The organism is Salipiger marinus (assembly GCF_035481585.1).
GTDB classification, from domain to species: Bacteria; Pseudomonadota; Alphaproteobacteria; order Rhodobacterales; family Rhodobacteraceae; genus Salipiger; species Salipiger marinus.
On record NZ_JAYKSL010000033.1, the window covers coordinates 1 to 16,360 of the forward strand.

14 protein-coding genes and 1 pseudogene are annotated in these 16,360 nt (G+C 66.1%); 6 read left to right on the forward strand and 9 right to left on the reverse strand.

From position 1 onward, the window contains the following. The 3 genes and pseudogenes from VK682_RS24915 to VK682_RS24925 all read left to right on the forward strand — a co-directional run. Positions 1-179 (forward strand): annotated as a pseudogene (locus VK682_RS24915) (ribulose-phosphate 3-epimerase); the annotation flags it as partial. Positions 180-492: 313 nt separating this feature from the next. Continuing rightward, a complete protein-coding gene (locus tag VK682_RS24920) occupies positions 493-1,116 on the forward strand; it encodes a LysE family translocator (RefSeq protein WP_089852011.1) in 624 nt (207 codons plus the stop codon). A 3-nt stretch (positions 1,117-1,119) separates the two neighbouring features. Next, entirely contained in the window at positions 1,120-1,539 is a 420-nt protein-coding gene (locus tag VK682_RS24925; protein ID WP_230797966.1) for a type I phosphoribosyltransferase, read from the forward strand. Positions 1,540-1,627: 88 nt separating this feature from the next. Here the strand turns inward: VK682_RS24925 and phaZ are convergent, their stop codons facing one another. Continuing rightward, positions 1,628-2,890 (reverse strand): polyhydroxyalkanoate depolymerase, encoded by a 1,263-nt coding sequence (phaZ, locus tag VK682_RS24930; protein ID WP_230797967.1) that lies wholly within the window; start codon positions 2,888-2,890, stop codon positions 1,628-1,630. 160 nt (positions 2,891-3,050) lie between these two features. Between phaZ and phaC the strand changes: the two genes are divergently transcribed. Together phaC and VK682_RS24940 are read left to right on the forward strand one after the other, a co-directional pair. Further along, positions 3,051-4,844, forward strand: a complete 1,794-nt coding sequence (gene phaC, locus VK682_RS24935) for a class I poly(R)-hydroxyalkanoic acid synthase (protein WP_324782776.1) — start codon at positions 3,051-3,053, stop codon at positions 4,842-4,844. A gap of 131 nt (positions 4,845-4,975) precedes the next feature. Then, complete coding sequence (locus VK682_RS24940; RefSeq protein ID WP_089852020.1) at positions 4,976-5,428, forward strand: phasin family protein; 453 nt, start codon at positions 4,976-4,978, stop codon at positions 5,426-5,428. Positions 5,429-5,577: 149 nt separating this feature from the next. Here the strand turns inward: VK682_RS24940 and VK682_RS24945 are convergent, their stop codons facing one another. The 8 genes from VK682_RS24945 to tldD all read right to left on the reverse strand — a co-directional run bounded on the left by VK682_RS24945 (position 5,578) and on the right by tldD (position 15,243). Then, on the reverse strand, positions 5,578-6,399 hold the full coding sequence (locus VK682_RS24945; RefSeq protein WP_324782777.1) for an alpha/beta fold hydrolase: 822 nt from the start codon (positions 6,397-6,399) through the stop codon (positions 5,578-5,580). 160 nt (positions 6,400-6,559) lie between these two features. Then, positions 6,560-7,186 carry a CoA transferase subunit B gene (locus VK682_RS24950; protein WP_089852024.1) on the reverse strand — a complete coding sequence of 209 codons (627 nt, stop codon included), beginning with the start codon at positions 7,184-7,186 and terminating at the stop codon, positions 6,560-6,562. An 18-nt stretch (positions 7,187-7,204) separates the two neighbouring features. Continuing rightward, entirely contained in the window at positions 7,205-8,239 is a 1,035-nt protein-coding gene (locus VK682_RS24955) for a PAS domain-containing protein (RefSeq protein ID WP_230797970.1), read from the reverse strand. Positions 8,240-8,245: 6 nt separating this feature from the next. Continuing rightward, on the reverse strand, positions 8,246-8,944 hold the full coding sequence (locus tag VK682_RS24960; protein ID WP_089852030.1) for a CoA transferase subunit A: 699 nt from the start codon (positions 8,942-8,944) through the stop codon (positions 8,246-8,248). A 110-nt stretch (positions 8,945-9,054) separates the two neighbouring features. Continuing rightward, on the reverse strand, positions 9,055-9,606 hold the full coding sequence (locus VK682_RS24965; protein WP_230797971.1) for a L,D-transpeptidase: 552 nt from the start codon (positions 9,604-9,606) through the stop codon (positions 9,055-9,057). Between the two features lie 116 nt (positions 9,607-9,722). Next, on the reverse strand, positions 9,723-12,422 hold the full coding sequence (topA, locus tag VK682_RS24970) for a type I DNA topoisomerase (protein ID WP_324782778.1): 2,700 nt from the start codon (positions 12,420-12,422) through the stop codon (positions 9,723-9,725). A gap of 120 nt (positions 12,423-12,542) precedes the next feature. Next, positions 12,543-13,703, reverse strand: a complete 1,161-nt coding sequence (gene dprA, locus VK682_RS24975; RefSeq protein WP_089852036.1) for a DNA-processing protein DprA — start codon at positions 13,701-13,703, stop codon at positions 12,543-12,545. Positions 13,704-13,821: 118 nt separating this feature from the next. Next, entirely contained in the window at positions 13,822-15,243 is a 1,422-nt protein-coding gene (gene tldD, locus VK682_RS24980; RefSeq protein ID WP_230797973.1) for a metalloprotease TldD, read from the reverse strand. 187 nt (positions 15,244-15,430) lie between these two features. Between tldD and coxB the strand changes: the two genes are divergently transcribed. Continuing rightward, positions 15,431-16,312, forward strand: coding sequence for a cytochrome c oxidase subunit II (gene coxB, locus VK682_RS24985; RefSeq protein WP_089852040.1), 882 nt, complete (start codon positions 15,431-15,433; stop codon positions 16,310-16,312). Positions 16,313-16,360: the final 48 nt, after the last annotated feature.

Here is a 16,360-nt window from a genome sequence, read left to right on the forward strand (position 1 = left end):
CCATCCATATCGAAATCGATGGCGGGGTCGATCCCACCACCGCGCCGCTGGTGGTGGCGGCGGGCGCCGATGTGCTGGTCGCGGGATCGGCAGTGTTCCGCGGCGGATCGGTGGACGATCCCGCCCCGTATGGTCAGAATATCCGGGCCATCCGCGACGCCGCAAACGCCGCGACCTGACCCGCGCGCCCTTCATCTTGCCCCTGAACTCCGGGGGGTGAGGCGCGCAGGCGCCGAGGGGGGCAGCGCCCCCCCCCTCTCCTGACCGGTGCGGCGCGGAAATCTCCGCGCCGCCACGAACCGCCGCCATGTTCCATCTTTTCAACCGATCCCGCCCGGTGCAGGCTGCGCGGAACGGAGGATGGCATGACAGACAGCTTGACCGGGATCCCCGCCGCACCCGCCCGGGATGATCCGCAGACCCGCCTGAAGGCCCAGGCCTGCGCCCGTCAGGGCACGCAGACCCGGACGGCTCTCCCGACAGGAGCCCGCCATGAGCCTTGATCTGTGGCTGGCCTTTGTTGCGGCCTCGGTGGCGCTGCTGCTGATCCCCGGCCCCACCGTGCTGATGGTGCTCTCCTACGCGCTTTCCAAGGGGCGGTCGGTGGCGGTGGCCACCGCAGCGGGCGTGGCGCTGGGGGATTTTGTCGCCATGAGCCTGTCGCTTGCCGGTCTGGGCGCGCTGGTGCTGACCTCGGCCACGTTGTTTCTGGTGCTGAAATGGGTGGGGGCGGCCTATCTGGTCTGGCTCGGCATCCGGCTGCTGCGCTCTGCCCCGCAGGCGCTGCTGCAGGAACCCGCGCGTGACGTGACGGCGCGCGGCGTGTTTGGCCATGCCGCGGCGGTGACCGCGCTCAATCCCAAAAGCATCGCCTTCTTCATCGCCTTCGTGCCGCAGTTTCTGGATCCCGCGCGGCCCCTGCCGCCGCAATTCGTGCTGCTGGTCGCCACCTTCGTCACGCTCGCCACGCTCAACACGCTGGCCTATGCGCTGGCGGCGGACCGGCTGCGCCGCGCCATCCGGCGCCCTGCGGTGCTGGTCTGGATCACCCGGATGGGGGGCTCTGCGCTGATCGCCATGGGGCTGCTGACCGCGACCCTGCGCCGGGGCGCCTGAGCCATGCGGGCGCGTCCCGCCCGGACCGACATGCTGGCGCTCTGCGCCGATCCCGCCGCCTTCCGCCATACGGTGGAACGGCTGGCCCATTGCGCCACAGGCCCGGTCAGCCGCATCCTCAGCCCCGGGCCCGAGGGCGTGATCCTTGGCGCCGCCGTCGCCTATCACCTGCGCATCGGGCTCTTGGCCCTGCCGCGCGGCCCCAAGGGCCCGCTGCTCGATGACGAGGCGCTGCAGCCCGGCGAAGTGCTGCTATATATCGATGCGCATCTGGCCAGTGGCGAAACCGCCGAGGCGGCGCTGCATCTGGCAGAGCGGCAGGGCGCGGATCTGCGCACCGCCGCCTTCCTGAACGAAGCCCCCGCGCGGGCGGGCCGCCGCAGGCTCGAAGCGCTCGGCATCCGGGTGCATGTGCTGGGCTGACGCCGGTTTCTTCTGACCCTAAATATCCCGGGGTGAATTGCGCCCCGCAGGGGCGCAAGAGGGGCAGCGCCCCTCCTGCCCCCTAGGATCAGGCGGCGTCGGAGGCCGCCGCGCGCGTCTTGCCGGAGGTGCCGTCGATGAAGCTCAGCACCAGCGGGCGGATGTTGTTGCGCCAGCTTTTGCCCGCGAAGATGCCGTAATGGCCCGCCCCCGGTTCCAGATGCTGCGCCTTCAGCCGGTCGGGCAGGCCGGTGCAGAGATCAAGCGCGGCGACGCATTGCCCGGGCGCCGAGATGTCGTCATTCGCGCCCTCCACCGTCATCACCGCCACATCGGTGATCTTGCCGATATCGACGCGGTGCCCTTCCACCACAAAGCGGTTCTGCGCGATCTCGCCATTCTTGAAGATGCGCTCCACCGTGGACAGGTAGAATTCCGCCGTCATGTCCATCACCGCCAGATATTCATCGTAAAAGCGGTTATGCGGATCGTGATCCGAGGCTTCGCCGCGGCTCACCCGGAAGATCTGGTCGGTGAAGGCGCGGGAATGGCGTTCGGCATTCATCGACATGAACGAGGCCAGCTGCAGCAGGCCCGGATAGACCATCCGCCCCACGCCCTTGTACTTGAACCCGACCTGCTGGATCATCGTCTCCTCCAGCTGGCCCATGGTGACGCGGCGGCCAAAATCGGTGACGTCGGTGGGGGTGGCATCGGGATCGATGGGCCCGCCGATCAGCGTCATGGTGCGCGGCTGCGCCTTGGGATCAAGCTCCGCCAGATAGGCTGTGGCGGCCAGCGTCAGCGGCGCGGGCTGGCAGACCGCGATCACATTGGTTTCCGGCCCCAGATGGCGCATGAAATCAACAAGATACAGCGTGTAATCTTCGATGTCGAACTTGCCCGCCGATACCGGAATGTCGCGGGCATTGTGCCAGTCGGTCACATAGACCTCGGCATCGGGGATCAGCGAGATCACGGTGGACCGCAGCAGGGTCGCGTAATGGCCCGACATGGGCGCCACCAGCAGGATGGTGCGCGGCTTTTTCGGGCGGCCCGTCACCTCGAAATGCAGCAGGTTGCCGAAGGGTTTTTCCACCACGGTGCGCACCTCGACCAGATGGTCGCGGCCATCCTCGCAGGGGATGGACCGGATGCCCCAGTCGGGCTTGACCACCATGCGCTCGAAGCTGCGCTCCGTCACTTCGCCCCATGCCGCAGCCATCCCGATCAGCGGGTTGGGCATCGCCGCAAAGGCGGGATAGGAGGCCAGCGTGCGGGCGGTCGCGCCCAGCCACTGGTTGGTGTTGCGGAAGGATTCCATCAGATCGTAAGTCGCCATGTAGCGCATGGACCGAAACTCCTGGATCGCGACCCGCCACGGGCTCTGGCCCCAGATGCGCCTCCCGCCACATCCGGGGTCTCCCCCGCTTCGGACCAATTCGCCGCTTTGCCCCCGGCACCGGCATCGTTAGACTAACGATGGGAGTAAATAGGGGGGATTCGACCTTATGACAACAACCGGCACAGAGATCGGTAAAGACCGTGCCCGGCTGGAAGCCAATCTTGGCAAGGTCGAAGCCCTGACGCAACGGCTGCTGGAGGCGCTGGCCCGGCGCAAACCGGTCAATACCGCGCTCAGCGGACCGGAGCCCGAGCTTTACGCCAAGGCCGCGCAGGCCTACTGGCAGGAGTGGATGCAGAACCCCGCCAAGGTGTTCGAACAGCAGGTCAGCTACTGGGGCAAGTCGCTGCATCATTACCTTGAGGCGCAGCAGGCGCTGGCAGGCGGCAGCCTGACCCCGCCTGCGGACACCGGCCCGACCGACCGCCGCTTCAGCAATCCGCTCTGGGACAGCCATCCCTATTTCAACTTCATCAAGCAGCAATACCTCATCAGCGCCGAGGCGATCCGCAACGCGGTGGACGAGATCGAGGATATGGATCCGCGCGAAAAGCGCCGCCTGACCTATTTCGCCCAGCAGATCATCGACATGATGGCGCCCACCAATTTTTTCGCCACCAATCCCGACGCGCTGCAGAAAGCCGTTGAAACCGAAGGTGAAAGCCTTGTGCGCGGGATGGAAAACCTTGTCGCCGACCTTGAGGCGAACAATGGCGAGCTGGTGGTGCGGCTGGCCGATGAAAAGGCGTTCCGCATCGGCGAGAACATCGCCACTGCCGAAGGTCAGGTGGTCTGGCGCAACCGGCTGATGGAGTTGATCCAGTATGCGCCTACCACCGACAAGGTGCGCGAGACGCCCGTCGTGCTGTTCCCGCCATGGATCAACAAGTTCTACATCCTCGACCTGAAACCGCAGAACAGCCTGATCCGCTGGATCACCGATCAGGGCTACACGCTGTTCGTGGCAAGCTGGGTCAATGCCGATGAAAGCTACCGCGACGTGGGGCTCGAGGATTACATCGAAGAAGGCTACCTGACCGGCATCCGCGTCGCGCGCGAGATCTGCGGCACCGAACAGGTCAATGCGGTGGGCTACTGCATCGCGGGCACCACGCTGGCGCTGACCCTGTCGCTGCTGAAAAAGCGCGGCGATACCTCGGTGAAATCGGCAACGTTCTTTACCACGCTCACCGATTTTTCCGATCAGGGCGAATTCACCCCCTTCCTGCAGAATGATTTTGTCGACGGGATCGAGGCGGAGGTGGCCAAGACCGGCATCCTCAAAAGCTTCATCATGGCGCGGACTTTCTCCTATCTGCGCTCCACCGACCTGATCTACACGCCCGCGATCCGGCATTACATGATGGGGGAAACCCCGCCCGCTTTTGACCTGCTTTACTGGAACGGCGATGGCGCGAACCTGCCCGGGCGCATGACCATGCAGTATCTGCGCGGGCTCTGTCAGCGGAACGAGTTTTCCGAGGGCCGGTTCAAGCTGCTGGGGGAAATGCTGGACATCGCCGATGTGGACGTGCCGCTGATCTCCATCGCCGCCGAGGGCGATCACATCGCCGCATGGACCGACTGCTATCGCGGCGTGCAGAAGATGGGCGGACGGTCCAAGACCTTTGTGCTGGCGCAGTCCGGGCATATCGCGGGCATCGTGAATCCGCCCAGCAAGAAGAAATACGGCCACTACACCCATAACGACCTGTCGCTGTCCGCGCCCGACTGGAAGGCCGCCGCCGCCTTTGACCAAGGCTCGTGGTGGCCGACATGGGAGGCGTGGCTGCGCAAGCGGTCGGGCAAGCTGGTGGCGGCGCGCAGCCCCGGCGATTCGGCGCATCCGCCGCTCTGCCCCGCGCCGGGCGAATATGTCCGCGCGAAGGCAACCGCCTAACCCTGCCCAGCCCCTGCTTTTTCTGCATCGCAGCAATTTCCCCTTGAAATGCTGCGATGCAGCGTGCATATTCGTGTCAGCTGAGAACGGCGGGGTGGGCCCGCCAAAGCAGAAAAGACAGGAATAGACAGATGGCGACGACCCAAGATTTCACCGCGATGATGAAAGACATGATGGGCGCATTCCCCGTGGACACCAAGTCCATGGACGAAGCGTTCAAGACCACCGCGACGCTGAACGAAAAGCTGTCCGGCGTGGCTCTGGAAGCGGCGGAGAAGTCGACCGAAGTGTCCACCAAGTGGACCAAGGACACGCTGGCCAAGCTGGGCGAGATGATGAAGGTCAAGAAGGAGCCGTCGGATTACGCCAAGGCGATGACCGACTATGCCTCCGCTCAAGCCGAAATGACCGCCGAGCACATGGCCGCCTTCGCCGAGATCGCGAAGAAGGTCCAGATGGACACGGTCGAACTGATGATGGCCGCAGGCAAGGACTTCAGCGAAGACGCCAGCGCCGCCATGAAGAAGGCGACCGACGACATGGGCACCGCCGCGAAGAAGGCCACCGCCACTCCGGCGAAGTAAGGGATCATTTCCCGTCCCCTCTCCTCCTCCCTGGGACGGGTATGACATTGCGCCACTCTCCTCCCAAATCCCCGGCGCGATGAAGTTGGGCGGGCTCCTGCAGAGCCCGCCCTTTTCATGTCTGCCGCCTGCTGCCGCGCCTAAAGCGCCTATAGCGCCAGAAACTGCAGCAGCGCGCGGTTGAATTCCTTGGGATGGCTCACGTTGCAGCCATGCGGCGCGCCCTCGATCACCTGCAGCGACGAGCCCGGCACCATCACATGGATGCGCTCTCCGGAGCCTTCGATCGGCACGATGCCGTCGGACGAGCCGTGGATGACCAGCACCGGCAGATCGACATGGCGCAGATCCTCCCGGAAATCGGTGGTGCCGAACGCCTCCATGCAGGCAAGCGCTGCGGTCTGGTCGGACTGCTCGCACAGCGCCACGGCATTGCGCAGCGCCTCTTCGGGCACGCAGAGCCTGCCTTCGGCAGTGTAGAAATCCCGCGCGAACTGCCGGAAGAACCCGGCGCGGTCGGCACGCAGCCCCTCTTCCATCTCTTCGACGGCATCCTTGGTCAGCGGACCTTCGGGGTTGTCCTGGCTCCGCATCATGTAGGGCGGCACCGCCGAGGCAAAGGCGACGCTGTGCAGCCGCCCCTTGTCCTGCGTGCTCAGATAGCGGGCGACCTCGCCGCCACCCATGGAAAAGCCCACCAGCGTGACGTCGCGCAGATCCAGATCCTCCAGCAGCCCGGCCAGATCCGCCGCCAGCGTGTCGTAATCATAGCCGGTCTCGGGCTTGTCGGAGCGGCCAAAGCCGCGCCGGTCATAGCTGATCACCCGGTATCCGGCATCCTGCAGCGCGGCCACCTGCGGCGCCCATGCGGCACCGGACAGCGGCCAGCCGTGGATCAGCACGACCGGACGACCGGGGCCGCCGCTGTCTTCCACGTGAAGCCGGACTTTGGGGGCAAGTTGCGTGTCCATTACGGACCTCCTTTCAGGCGGACGGCAAAGCACCGCCCTTCGCAACAAAACGAACCGGGCCGCCGCATGTTCCCGGCCCCTGCCCTGCGCCCTGCCCAAGGCACAAAAAACGCGACCCCCGAAGGGGCCGCGCCTTGTCCCGCCTTGCGGAGGGACGGGATCAGTTGACCAGCGTCGCCTGCGTTGCGGCGCGCAGTTCCTCTTCGGTGACACCCTCGGCCAGTTCGACGATCTTCAGACCGCCCTCCACCACATCCAGCACGCCAAGGTTGGAGATGATGCGGTTGACCACGGCCTTGCCGGTCAGCGGCAGGGTGCATTCCTTCAGCACCTTGCTCTCGCCATGCTTGTTGGTGTGGTCCATCACCACGATGACCTTGCCGACGCCCGCGACCAGATCCATGGCGCCGCCCATGCCCTTGACCAGCTTGCCGGGGATCATCCAGTTCGCCAGATCGCCGTTTTCCGACACTTCCATCGCGCCAAGGATGGCCGCCGCGATCTTGCCGCCCCGGATCATGCCAAAGCTGGTGGCGCTGTCGAAATACGAGGTCTTGGGCAGTTCGGTGATGGTCTGCTTGCCCGCGTTGATCAGGTCCGGATCCTCGGTCCCCTCGATGGGGAACGGGCCCATGCCCAGCATGCCGTTTTCCGACTGCAGGGTGATGTCCTTGTCGCCGGTGTAATTGGCGACCAGCGTCGGGATCCCGATGCCAAGGTTCACATACATCCCGTCTTCAAGTTCCTGCGCCGCGCGGGCGGCCATCTGATTGCGGTCCCAAGGCATGTTTGCCCCTCCTCTTGCCTATTGCGATGCCAGCGGCACATCCAACGTCACCACCGTGCCGTTGGCGCCGCGCATCACCGCCACCTTGCCGTCGAGTTGGAGGATCAGACTCCGGATCACCCGCCCGCCGACGCTTTCCTTACTGGGCCATTCCGCCCCGTCATCCATGCCGACCCCGTCATCAGAGACGATGATCCGCAGCACTTGGCCCTGAAGCCGCGCCATGCGCAGTTCGACCAGACCGGTCTCGCGCCCCAGAAACGCATGTTTCAGCGCGTTTGTCAGGATTTCCGACACCACCAGCCCGATATTCACCGCCGTGTCGGTCGGGGCCTCGAAATCATCGACCGAGACGTTGAGCCGGATCCCCGGCCGCCCGTCGAAATTCTGCATGGCAGAGACCAGCCGCGACAGATAGGCGCCCAGTTCCACCGTGTCCATGTTGCGCCGCCGCGCCGGGTTCGCCAGTTCTTCATACAGCACCTGCAGGCTTTCGACCCGCCGCGACAGCTGGTTGAAATGGTGCTCCGCCCCCGAGGCGCCGCGCCCGTGCATGCGGATCAGGCTTGCGATCATCGCCAGATGGTTCTTCACCCGATGCTGGATCTCGCGCATTTCATGCAGCACGGCATTGGGAGAGATCAGCCGGTCCTCTGGCGCCAGCACCCGCTGGATGCCCAGAAAATAGATCAGCTCGCCCTCGCTGTCGAACACCGGGGAGACCATCAGCCGGTTGACGAAACTTTCGCCGGTGGATTTGTAATTGACCAGATCCACGGTGATGTCATGGCGCGCGGCAATCGCCTCGCGGATGCGCTGCACCTCTTCGGGATCGGTGTCGTCCCCCTGCAGGAACCGGCAGTTGCGCCCCACCGCCGCCCGCGCCGAATACCCCGTGGTCTCGGTGAAGGCCCGGTTGACATAGACGATGGGGTTGTCATGCGTGTGGGGGTCGCTCAGCACCATGGCGACCCGCGCCGCATCAAATGCGGCGTAGGCCTCCCGGTCGCTCAGCCGGTTTTCTTTCTGGGCCGGGGCGCTGCCGGTGCTCATCTGCGATCACGCCGCCGGACGGGTGGTCCGCTGTTCGATGCGCTTCTCGTGCTCGCCCTGGATCAGGCGGTGCACATAGATGCCGGGCAGATGGATATGGTCCGGATCCAGCGTGCCGGGTTCGACGATCTCCTCGACCTCCATCACGCAGATCTTGCCGCACATCGCCGCCGGCGGGTTGAAGTTGCGGGCGGTCTTGCGGAAGATCGCGTTGCCGGTGGTGTCGGCCTTCCACGCTTTCACGATAGAGACATCCGCCACGATCGCGCGCTCCAGCACGTAATCCTGACCGTCGAATTCCTTGATTTCCTTGCCTTCGGCCACCACGGTGCCCACACCCGTCTTGGTGTAGAAGCCGGGGATGCCCGCGCCGCCCGCGCGCATCCGCTCGGCCAGCGTGCCCTGCGGGTTGAATTCCAGATCCAGCTCGCCGGAAAGATACTGCCGCATGAATTCGGCATTCTCGCCCACATAGGAGGACATCATCTTCTTGATCTGCTTGGTGTCGAGCAGCTTGCCCAGCCCGAACCCGTCAACGCCGCAGTTGTTCGACGCGATGGTCAGATCCTTGACGCCGCTCTCCACGATGGCATCGATCAGCAGCTCGGGGATCCCGCACAGGCCGAAGCCCCCCGCCGCGATCAGCATGCCATCCTGCAGCAGGCCCTCCAGTGCCTCTCCCGCCGACCCGTAGACCTTCTTCATCGGAACACTCCCTCGTTGGCTCCTCAAGGTTTTCGCCGTCGCACCCCGCAAAGTCAATGCAGGCAGGCGGCATCGCCCGGAGCCGACGCGCGGTCATGCCGGATCTGACCTCAGATCACCCGAACCTGCGTCCCCACCGGGGCCAGCGCGAAAAGCTCCGCGATCTTTTCGTTATAAAGCCCGATGCAGCCATCCGAGGATGCACGCCCGATCTTGCGCGTATCGTGGGTGCCGTGGATGATGTAGGCGGGCCAGCTCAGATACATGGCATGGGTGCCCAGCGGGTTGTCGGGGCCCGGCGGCACCGGCTTCCAGTCCGGAAAGCGCTGCAGCTGCGACGGCGTCGGGGTCCAGGACGGGCCCACCTTCTTGCGCACGATGCGGGTATAGCCGCGCTTGGTCAGCTCGTCGGTCTTCGGCACCGAGGTCGGGTAGATGCGGTAGTCCGCCCCGTTCCCGGACCAGAAATGCAGCGCGCGCGAGGTGGTGTCGCAGACGATCGTCGCCACCCCCAGCGTCTCGAAATGGTCGCGCCAGTCCTGACGCACGAAGCTGGACATGTTGTGGCGCAGAGGCTGGGCTGCGGCGGGCAGAGCCGCCATCCCGAAAGCGGCACCTGCGGCGCCCAGAAGATGACGGCGGTTGAACATGCTGGCAGACATGATCCGGATCCTTTCACTCAAACACTGTTCCCCTGCACAAGATGGACCGCCCCGGAGGGCAGTCCAATCAAAGCATCGTGCGGGATCAGCGCGGAACGGTCCGGGCCGTGGCGCGTTCAGGCCTTTTTGCCTGCCGCCTTTTTCGCAGGTGCCGCCGCAGCCGTCTTGGCGGGGGCTTTCTTGGCCGGAGCCTTTTTCGCGGCGGTCTTCTTGGCGGGCGTCTTCGCCGTGGATTTGGCGGCGGTCTTCTTCTTGCCCTTGGCGGGGGCCTTGGCCGCGATCAGTTCCAGCGCCATTTCCATGGTCACATCGGCGGGTTCGGTGCCTTTGGGCAGGGTCGCATTGACCTTCTCCCATTTGACGTAAGGGCCATAGCGCCCTTCCATCACCGCGATCGGCCCGCCTTCGGGATGGTCGCCCATCTCGCGCAGCGGCTTTGCGGCCGCACGGCTGCGCCCGCCGGGATTGGCGCGCTTGGCCGCCAGCAGTTCGACCGCGCGGTTCATGCCGATCTCGAACACATCCGCCGGATCCTTGAGGTTGGCATAGACCGGCTTCGCCTCGTCGGGCAGCTGGTGCATCAGATAGGGGCCAAACCGTCCGAAATTCGCGGCAATCGCGCCGCCTTCGGGGTGATCGCCCACCACGCGCGGCAGGCTGAGCAGGGTCAGCGCCTTTTCCAGCGTCAGCTCGTCCGCCTGCCAGCCCTTGGGCAGGCTGGCCCGGTCGGGCTTGGGCACCTCTGGCGTCGCCTCGCCGCGCTGCACATAGGGACCAAACCGGCCCGAGCGCAGGCTGATCTCGTTGCCCTCGTCATCCATCCCCAGCACGCGGTCGCCCGCCTCCGCCGCCTCGCCGCCGATGGGGCGGGTGTAACGGCATTCGGGATAGTTGGAGCAGCCGACAAACCCGCCGGAGCGCGAGGTTTTCAGATGCAGCTGCCCCGCCCCGCAGAGCGGGCATTGCCGCGGATCGCTGCCATCCTCGCGCGGCGGATAAAGCTGCGGCGCCAGCGCGTCGTCGAGCACGTCCAGCACCTCGGAAATCCGCAGCTCCGATGTTTCGGAAATCGCGGCGGAGAAATCCTTCCAGAACTTCGCCAGCAGCGCCTTGTAATCCATCCCGCCCGCCGAGACATCGTCCAGCTCGTCCTCCAGCGCTGCGGTGAAATCATATTCCACGTAGCGCTTGAAGAAATTCAGCAGGAAGATGGTGACGATGCGGCCCTTGTCCTCGGGGATCAGGCGGTTCTGTTCCTTGCGGACATATTCGCGGTCCTGAATCGTGCCGATGACGCTGGCATAGGTGGAGGGGCGGCCGATGCCCAGCTCTTCCATCTTCTTGACCAGCGTCGCTTCGGTGTAGCGCGGCGGCGGCTGGGTAAAACTCTGCGTGCCCAGCACGGCGCTGTTGTCGGACAGCACGGCGGCGCGGGTCTCGCCCTCCACCGCCTTGTCATGCTGGCCCTTCAGCCCGGATTTGGCGAAAGGCGCGGCATCGCCGGAACTGATCTGCGGCAGGCGGCGGTCATCGTCGCTGTCCACATCGTCGCGGCCTTCTTCGTAGATTTTCAGGAAGCCGTCGAACAGCACCACCTGACCCGTGGCGCGCAGACCCACCTGCCCGTCGTCGGATCCGATTTCCACCGTGGTCCGTTCCAGCCGCGCCGCTTCCATCTGGCAGGCCAGCGTGCGCTTCCAGATCAGGTCATAGAGCTTGCGCTGGTCATCCTCGCGCAGGCTCAGCGCCGAGGCATCTTTCGACATCTCGGTGGGGCGGATACATTCATGCGCTTCCTGCGCGTTCTTCGCCTTGTTCTTGTAGATGCGCGGGCTTGCGGGCACGTAATCCTTGCCGAAACGGTCGGCGATGGCCTCGCGGCAGGCGGTCACCGCCTCGGCGGCCATGTCGATGCCGTCCGTCCGCATATAAGTAATGTGTCCCGCCTCATAGAGCCGCTGCGCCGCATTCATGCAGGCCCGCGCGCCCATGCCGAACTTGCGGCTGGCTTCCTGCTGCAGGGTCGAGGTCATGAACGGCGCCGAAGGATTGCGGCTGGAGGGCTTGGCCTCCACCGACAGCACCTTGAGCTTGCGGCTTGCCACCGCCTGCACCGCCAGTTCGGCCTGCGTGGCGTTTTCCAGATCGTAGCGTTCCAGCTTGCGACCGGCGAGGGTGGTCAGCCGCGCCTCATACTCCTGACCGCGCGGCGTGGTCAGCAGCGCCTTCACCTGCCAGTATTCGCGGGCGCGGAAGGCCTCGATCTCCATCTCGCGCTCGACGATGAGCCGCAGGCAGACCGACTGCACCCGCCCCGCCGACCGCGCGCCGGGCAGCTTGCGCCACAGCACCGGCGACAGGTTGAAGCCCACCAGATAATCCAGCGCACGGCGGGCGAGATAGGCCTCCACCAGCGGCGCGTCGATGTCGCGCGGGTTCTTCATCGCCTCGGTCACGGCGGCCTTGGTGATGGCGTTGAAGGTCACGCGGCTGACGGCGGTGCCCTTCCTGATGGACCGCCGCTTGGTCAGCGCCTCGCGCAGGTGCCACGAAATCGCCTCGCCCTCGCGGTCGGGGTCGGTGGCGAGGATCAGGGCATTGTCATGTTTCAGCGCCTCGGCGATGGCCGCGACATGCTTTTTCGAGTCGTTCCCGATCTCCCATGTCATGGCGAACCCGTCCTCGGGATCGACCGATCCATCCTTGGCGGGCAGGTCGCGGACATGGCCGTAGGAGGCGAGCACCGTGTAGTCGGATCCCAGATATTTGTTGATTGTCTTGGCCTTGGCCGGGGACTCGACGACGACGACTGGCATCAGTTAAAACCTCTTGCAGCGTTATGCTCAAAGCCTCTTTCGGGGATGGCGTATGGCGGCGCAACATGTGGGGTGCAAGGGGGGAATGTCAATGTGACCCCTTTGCCCGCTGCGGCGGGCCTAGCGGATCAGGCTCAGCAGACCGCCGGGGCGCCGCTCCACCCGGCCTTCCAGTTCCAGATCGGTCAGCACCGGCGAAATCTCTGCGGGGCGGCCGCCCAGATCGCGGATCACCTCGTCCTCCGGCACCGGGGCGGCGCCGAGCCGGGCAAGGATGCGGGCATGCAGCGACGCGGTCTCGCGCAGCGTGCGCCGTTCGGGCGGCGCGGGCGGGATCACCAGCGGCGCGCGCTCTGCCACGGGCGCAGGCGCGGGCGCGGGTGTCCCCATCCCCTCCAGCGCCTCCAGCACGTCGGCGGCATCCCGCACCAGCCGCGCGCCGTCGCGCAGCAGCATGTTGCAGCCCCCTGCCCGCCCGTCAAAGGGATGGCCCGGCACCGCCATCACCTCCCGCCCCTGATCAAGCGCGCAGCGCGCGGTGATGAGCGTGCCGGATTTTGGCGCCGCCTCCACCACCACCACAACGCGGGCCATGCCCGACACCAGCCGGTTGCGGGCCGGGAAATGCCGCGCCTGCGGTTCGGTGCCCGGCGGCTGTTCGGAAAGCAGCAGCCCCTCTGCCGCCATGCGCCGGAACAGCCCCGCGTTTTCCTGCGGATAGATCACGTCGACCCCGCCGCCCAGCAGCGCCGCGGTGCCGGTGGGCAGCGCGCCCTCATGTGCTGCGGCGTCGATGCCGCGCGCCAGTCCCGACACCACCAGCCAGCCTGCGGCGCCCAGCCCCTCCGCCAGCTGCCGCGCCATCCGCATCCCCAGCGAGGAGGCGTTGCGCGCCCCCACCAGCGCCACGGCGGGCCGCGCCGCCAGATCGGCGCGCCCGTGCAGCCACAGCAGCGGCGGCGCATCGTCCAGATCGCAGAGGGCGGGGGGATAGCCGGGATCGCCCCGGCGGACCAGCTGCGCACCGACACGGCGCCCGGCGGCCAGTTCGGCCTGCACCACGCCTTCGGGGCAGATCCTGTAATCGGACAGTCCTGCCGCCGCTGCCATGGCGGGCAGCGCGGCCAGACCCGCGCGGGCGCTGCCATGTTCGGCCAAGAGCCGCCAGAAGGTGGTGGGCCCGACGCGGCGGGAGCGCAAGAGACGGAGCCAGTCCAGCCGGTCATCTTCCGTGGTGGGTGGGAGTGGGGGGTGGGTGGAAGAGTGAGTGTGCCCGATCATCCTGACCCCGTCGCTTGCAGGATCTTTCTAGCGCGCAGGTGGTAAACCATCGGTAAACGAACACGCGGACCGGGTGCCCGCCGCGAAATTTTTCCGGCGGGCCCTCTTTGCCTAGGGCTTACTGCCCGGAACCGCCCACCGTCAGCCCGCCGATCAGCACGGTGGGCTGGCCCACACCCACCGGCACCCACTGCCCCTGCTTGCCGCAGTTGCCCATGCCCGGATCCAGCGCCATGTCGCGCCCCAGCGCGCGGATCTGCTGCAGCGCGGTGGCCCCGTCGCCGATCAGCGTGGCGCCCTTGACCGGGGCGCCGACCTTGCCGTTCTTCACGCGATAGGCCTCGGTGCAGGAGAACACGAACTTGCCGCTGGTGATGTCGACCTGACCGCCGCCGAATCCCACCGCCCAGATGCCGTCCTTCAGCTCGCCGACGATGTCCTGCGGGTCGGCCTCGCCGCCCAGCATCAGCGTGTTGGTCATGCGCGGCATCGGCGCATGGGCATAGCTTTCGCGCCGCCCGTTGCCGGTGGGGGCCACGCCCATCAGCCGCGCATTCTGGCGGTCCTGCATGTAGCCCACCAGAATCCCGTCCTCGATCAGCACGTTGCGGGCCGAGGGCGTGCCCTCGTCATCCACGGAGATCGAGCCGCGCCGGTCGGGCAGCGTGCCGTCATCCACCACCGTGACCCCGGGCGCCGCGACGCGCTGCCCCATCAGCCCGGCAAAGGCGGAACTGCCCTTGCGGTTGAAATCGCCCTCCAGCCCGTGGCCCACCGCCTCGTGCAGCAGGATGCCCGGCCAGCCCGGCCCCAGCACGATGTCCATGACCCCGGCGGGGGCGGCATCGGCGCGCAGGTTCACCTGCGCCACGCGCAGCGCCTCGCGGGCGCGGGCCTGCCAGTCCGCCGGATCCAGCAGCCCGTCCAGCAGATACCGCCCCCCGCCCGAGGCGCTGCCCTGCTCGCGCCGCCCGCCCTCTTCGACGATGACGCTGATGCTGACCCGGGTCATCGGGCGGATGTCCGTCACCAGCCCGCCCTCGGGGCGCAGGATCGCAACCTCCTGACAGGAGGCGGCGATGGTCGCGGTCACCTGCACCACACGCGGATCCAGCGCCCGCGCATAGGCGTCGATCTCGCGCAGCGTGTCGAGCTTCACCCCGAAGGCATGGCCCGCGATGGGATCGGCATCGGTATATAGCTTCTGGTTGGTGCCTGCGGGCGGGGGCGCCATCACGCCGCCGCCATCGCCCACGGCCAGCCGCGCCGTCTCTGCCGCGCGGGCAATCGCCTGCTCCGACAGGTCGGTGGCATGGGCATAACCTGCCACCTCGCCCCGCACCGCGCGCAGCCCGAACCCTTCGGAGGCGTCATAGCTCGCCGTCCTGATTCGTCCGTCATCCAGCACCAGCGCCTCGGCGCGGCGGCGTTCCAGAAACAGCTCCCCATCCTCGGCCCCCGCCAGTGCGGCGCGCAGCTGGGCCAGCGTCCGGTCAAGATCAAGCGCCGTTTCGAACGGGCGGAACGGACTTTCGGTCATCTGGTATTCCTTCTAGTCTTGATCTAGATCAAAAAAGCGCCGATTTGCCGCAAGCGATCGGCTTTATTTGATGCACGCTTTGTGCTTTTTAAAGGCCACAACTCGACGGGGAGAGGGATCTCCGGGTCCGCGCCCGGCCGACACCTTCCAGCCCGCGCACAAGAAAGACAACCGGATCAGGTGACACATGCGTAGAATTTCGATGCTGACGGGCCTTGTGTCCAGCGTGATGGCCGCGCCCGCCATGGCACAGGGGACGCTGGAGCTTGTGGGCACGCCGCATAACGGCGGCACCGGCTTCCAGCCCGCCGCAACCGAACTGGCCCGTGACCTGCAATGGCTGGACGGGATGCTGCTGGTCATCATCACCGCGATCTGTCTGCTGGTCGTCGGCCTGCTGATCTTCGCGCTGGTGCGGTTCAACCAGAAGCGGAACCCCAACCCCAAGAGCTTCACCCACAACTCGCCGCTGGAAATCGCATGGACCATCGGTCCGATCGCGATTCTGGTGCTGATCGGCGCCTATTCGCTGCCGGTGCTGTTCAAGCAGCAGGAAATCCCCGAAGGCGACGTGGTGGTGAAGGTGACCGGCTACCAGTGGTACTGGGGCTATGAATATGTCGGCACCGATCTGGCTTATGACAGCTACATGATCGGCGCGCCCGCCACCGGCGGCGACAACCGGATGACCCCCGAAGTGTCGGCGCAGCTGCAGGAAGCGGGCTATACCGACAGCGAATTCCTGCTGGCCACCGACAGCGCCGTGGTGGTGCCCGTGGGTGCTACCGTGGTGATGCAGGTCACCGGCGCCGACGTGATCCATTCGTGGACCATCCCGGCCTTCGGCGTGAAGCAGGACGCGGTGCCCGGGCGGATCGCGGAACTGTGGTTCCGTCCCGAACGCGAAGGCGTCTATTTCGGCCAGTGCTCGGAACTTTGCGGCATTTCACATGCTTACATGCCGATCACCGTCAAGGTCGTGAGCCAAGAGGTTTATGACGCGTGGCTTGCCGCCTCGCAGGAAGACGGCGGCTATGTCGACGTGCGGCAGTTCCTCGCCGCCTCCTGATCCAGATCCGGCCTTCCGCGCCCCGTGCGGAAGGCCACCCCCCTGAAC

Excerpts from the sequence above, each read along its gene's own strand:
- VK682_RS24955 (WP_230797970.1), bottom strand. The coding sequence starts at position 8,239 with ATGAGCACCGGCAGCGCCCCGGCCCAGAAAGAAAACCGGCTGAGCGAC.
- VK682_RS24945 (WP_324782777.1), bottom strand. The coding sequence starts at position 6,399 with ATGGACACGCAACTTGCCCCCAAAGTCCGGCTTCACGTGGAAGACAGC.
- topA (WP_324782778.1), bottom strand. The coding sequence starts at position 12,422 with ATGCCAGTCGTCGTCGTCGAGTCCCCGGCCAAGGCCAAGACAATCAAC.
- VK682_RS24940 (WP_089852020.1), top strand. The coding sequence starts at position 4,976 with ATGGCGACGACCCAAGATTTCACCGCGATGATGAAAGACATGATGGGC.
- dprA (WP_089852036.1), bottom strand. The coding sequence starts at position 13,703 with ATGATCGGGCACACTCACTCTTCCACCCACCCCCCACTCCCACCCACC.
- VK682_RS24950 (WP_089852024.1), bottom strand. The coding sequence starts at position 7,186 with ATGCCTTGGGACCGCAATCAGATGGCCGCCCGCGCGGCGCAGGAACTT.
- coxB (WP_089852040.1), top strand. The coding sequence starts at position 15,431 with ATGCGTAGAATTTCGATGCTGACGGGCCTTGTGTCCAGCGTGATGGCC.
- VK682_RS24960 (WP_089852030.1), bottom strand. The coding sequence starts at position 8,944 with ATGAAGAAGGTCTACGGGTCGGCGGGAGAGGCACTGGAGGGCCTGCTG.
- phaC (WP_324782776.1), top strand. The coding sequence starts at position 3,051 with ATGACAACAACCGGCACAGAGATCGGTAAAGACCGTGCCCGGCTGGAA.
- VK682_RS24925 (WP_230797966.1), top strand. The coding sequence starts at position 1,120 with ATGCGGGCGCGTCCCGCCCGGACCGACATGCTGGCGCTCTGCGCCGAT.
- VK682_RS24920 (WP_089852011.1), top strand. The coding sequence starts at position 493 with ATGAGCCTTGATCTGTGGCTGGCCTTTGTTGCGGCCTCGGTGGCGCTG.
- VK682_RS24965 (WP_230797971.1), bottom strand. The coding sequence starts at position 9,606 with ATGTCTGCCAGCATGTTCAACCGCCGTCATCTTCTGGGCGCCGCAGGT.
- tldD (WP_230797973.1), bottom strand. The coding sequence starts at position 15,243 with ATGACCGAAAGTCCGTTCCGCCCGTTCGAAACGGCGCTTGATCTTGAC.
- phaZ (WP_230797967.1), bottom strand. The coding sequence starts at position 2,890 with ATGCGCTACATGGCGACTTACGATCTGATGGAATCCTTCCGCAACACC.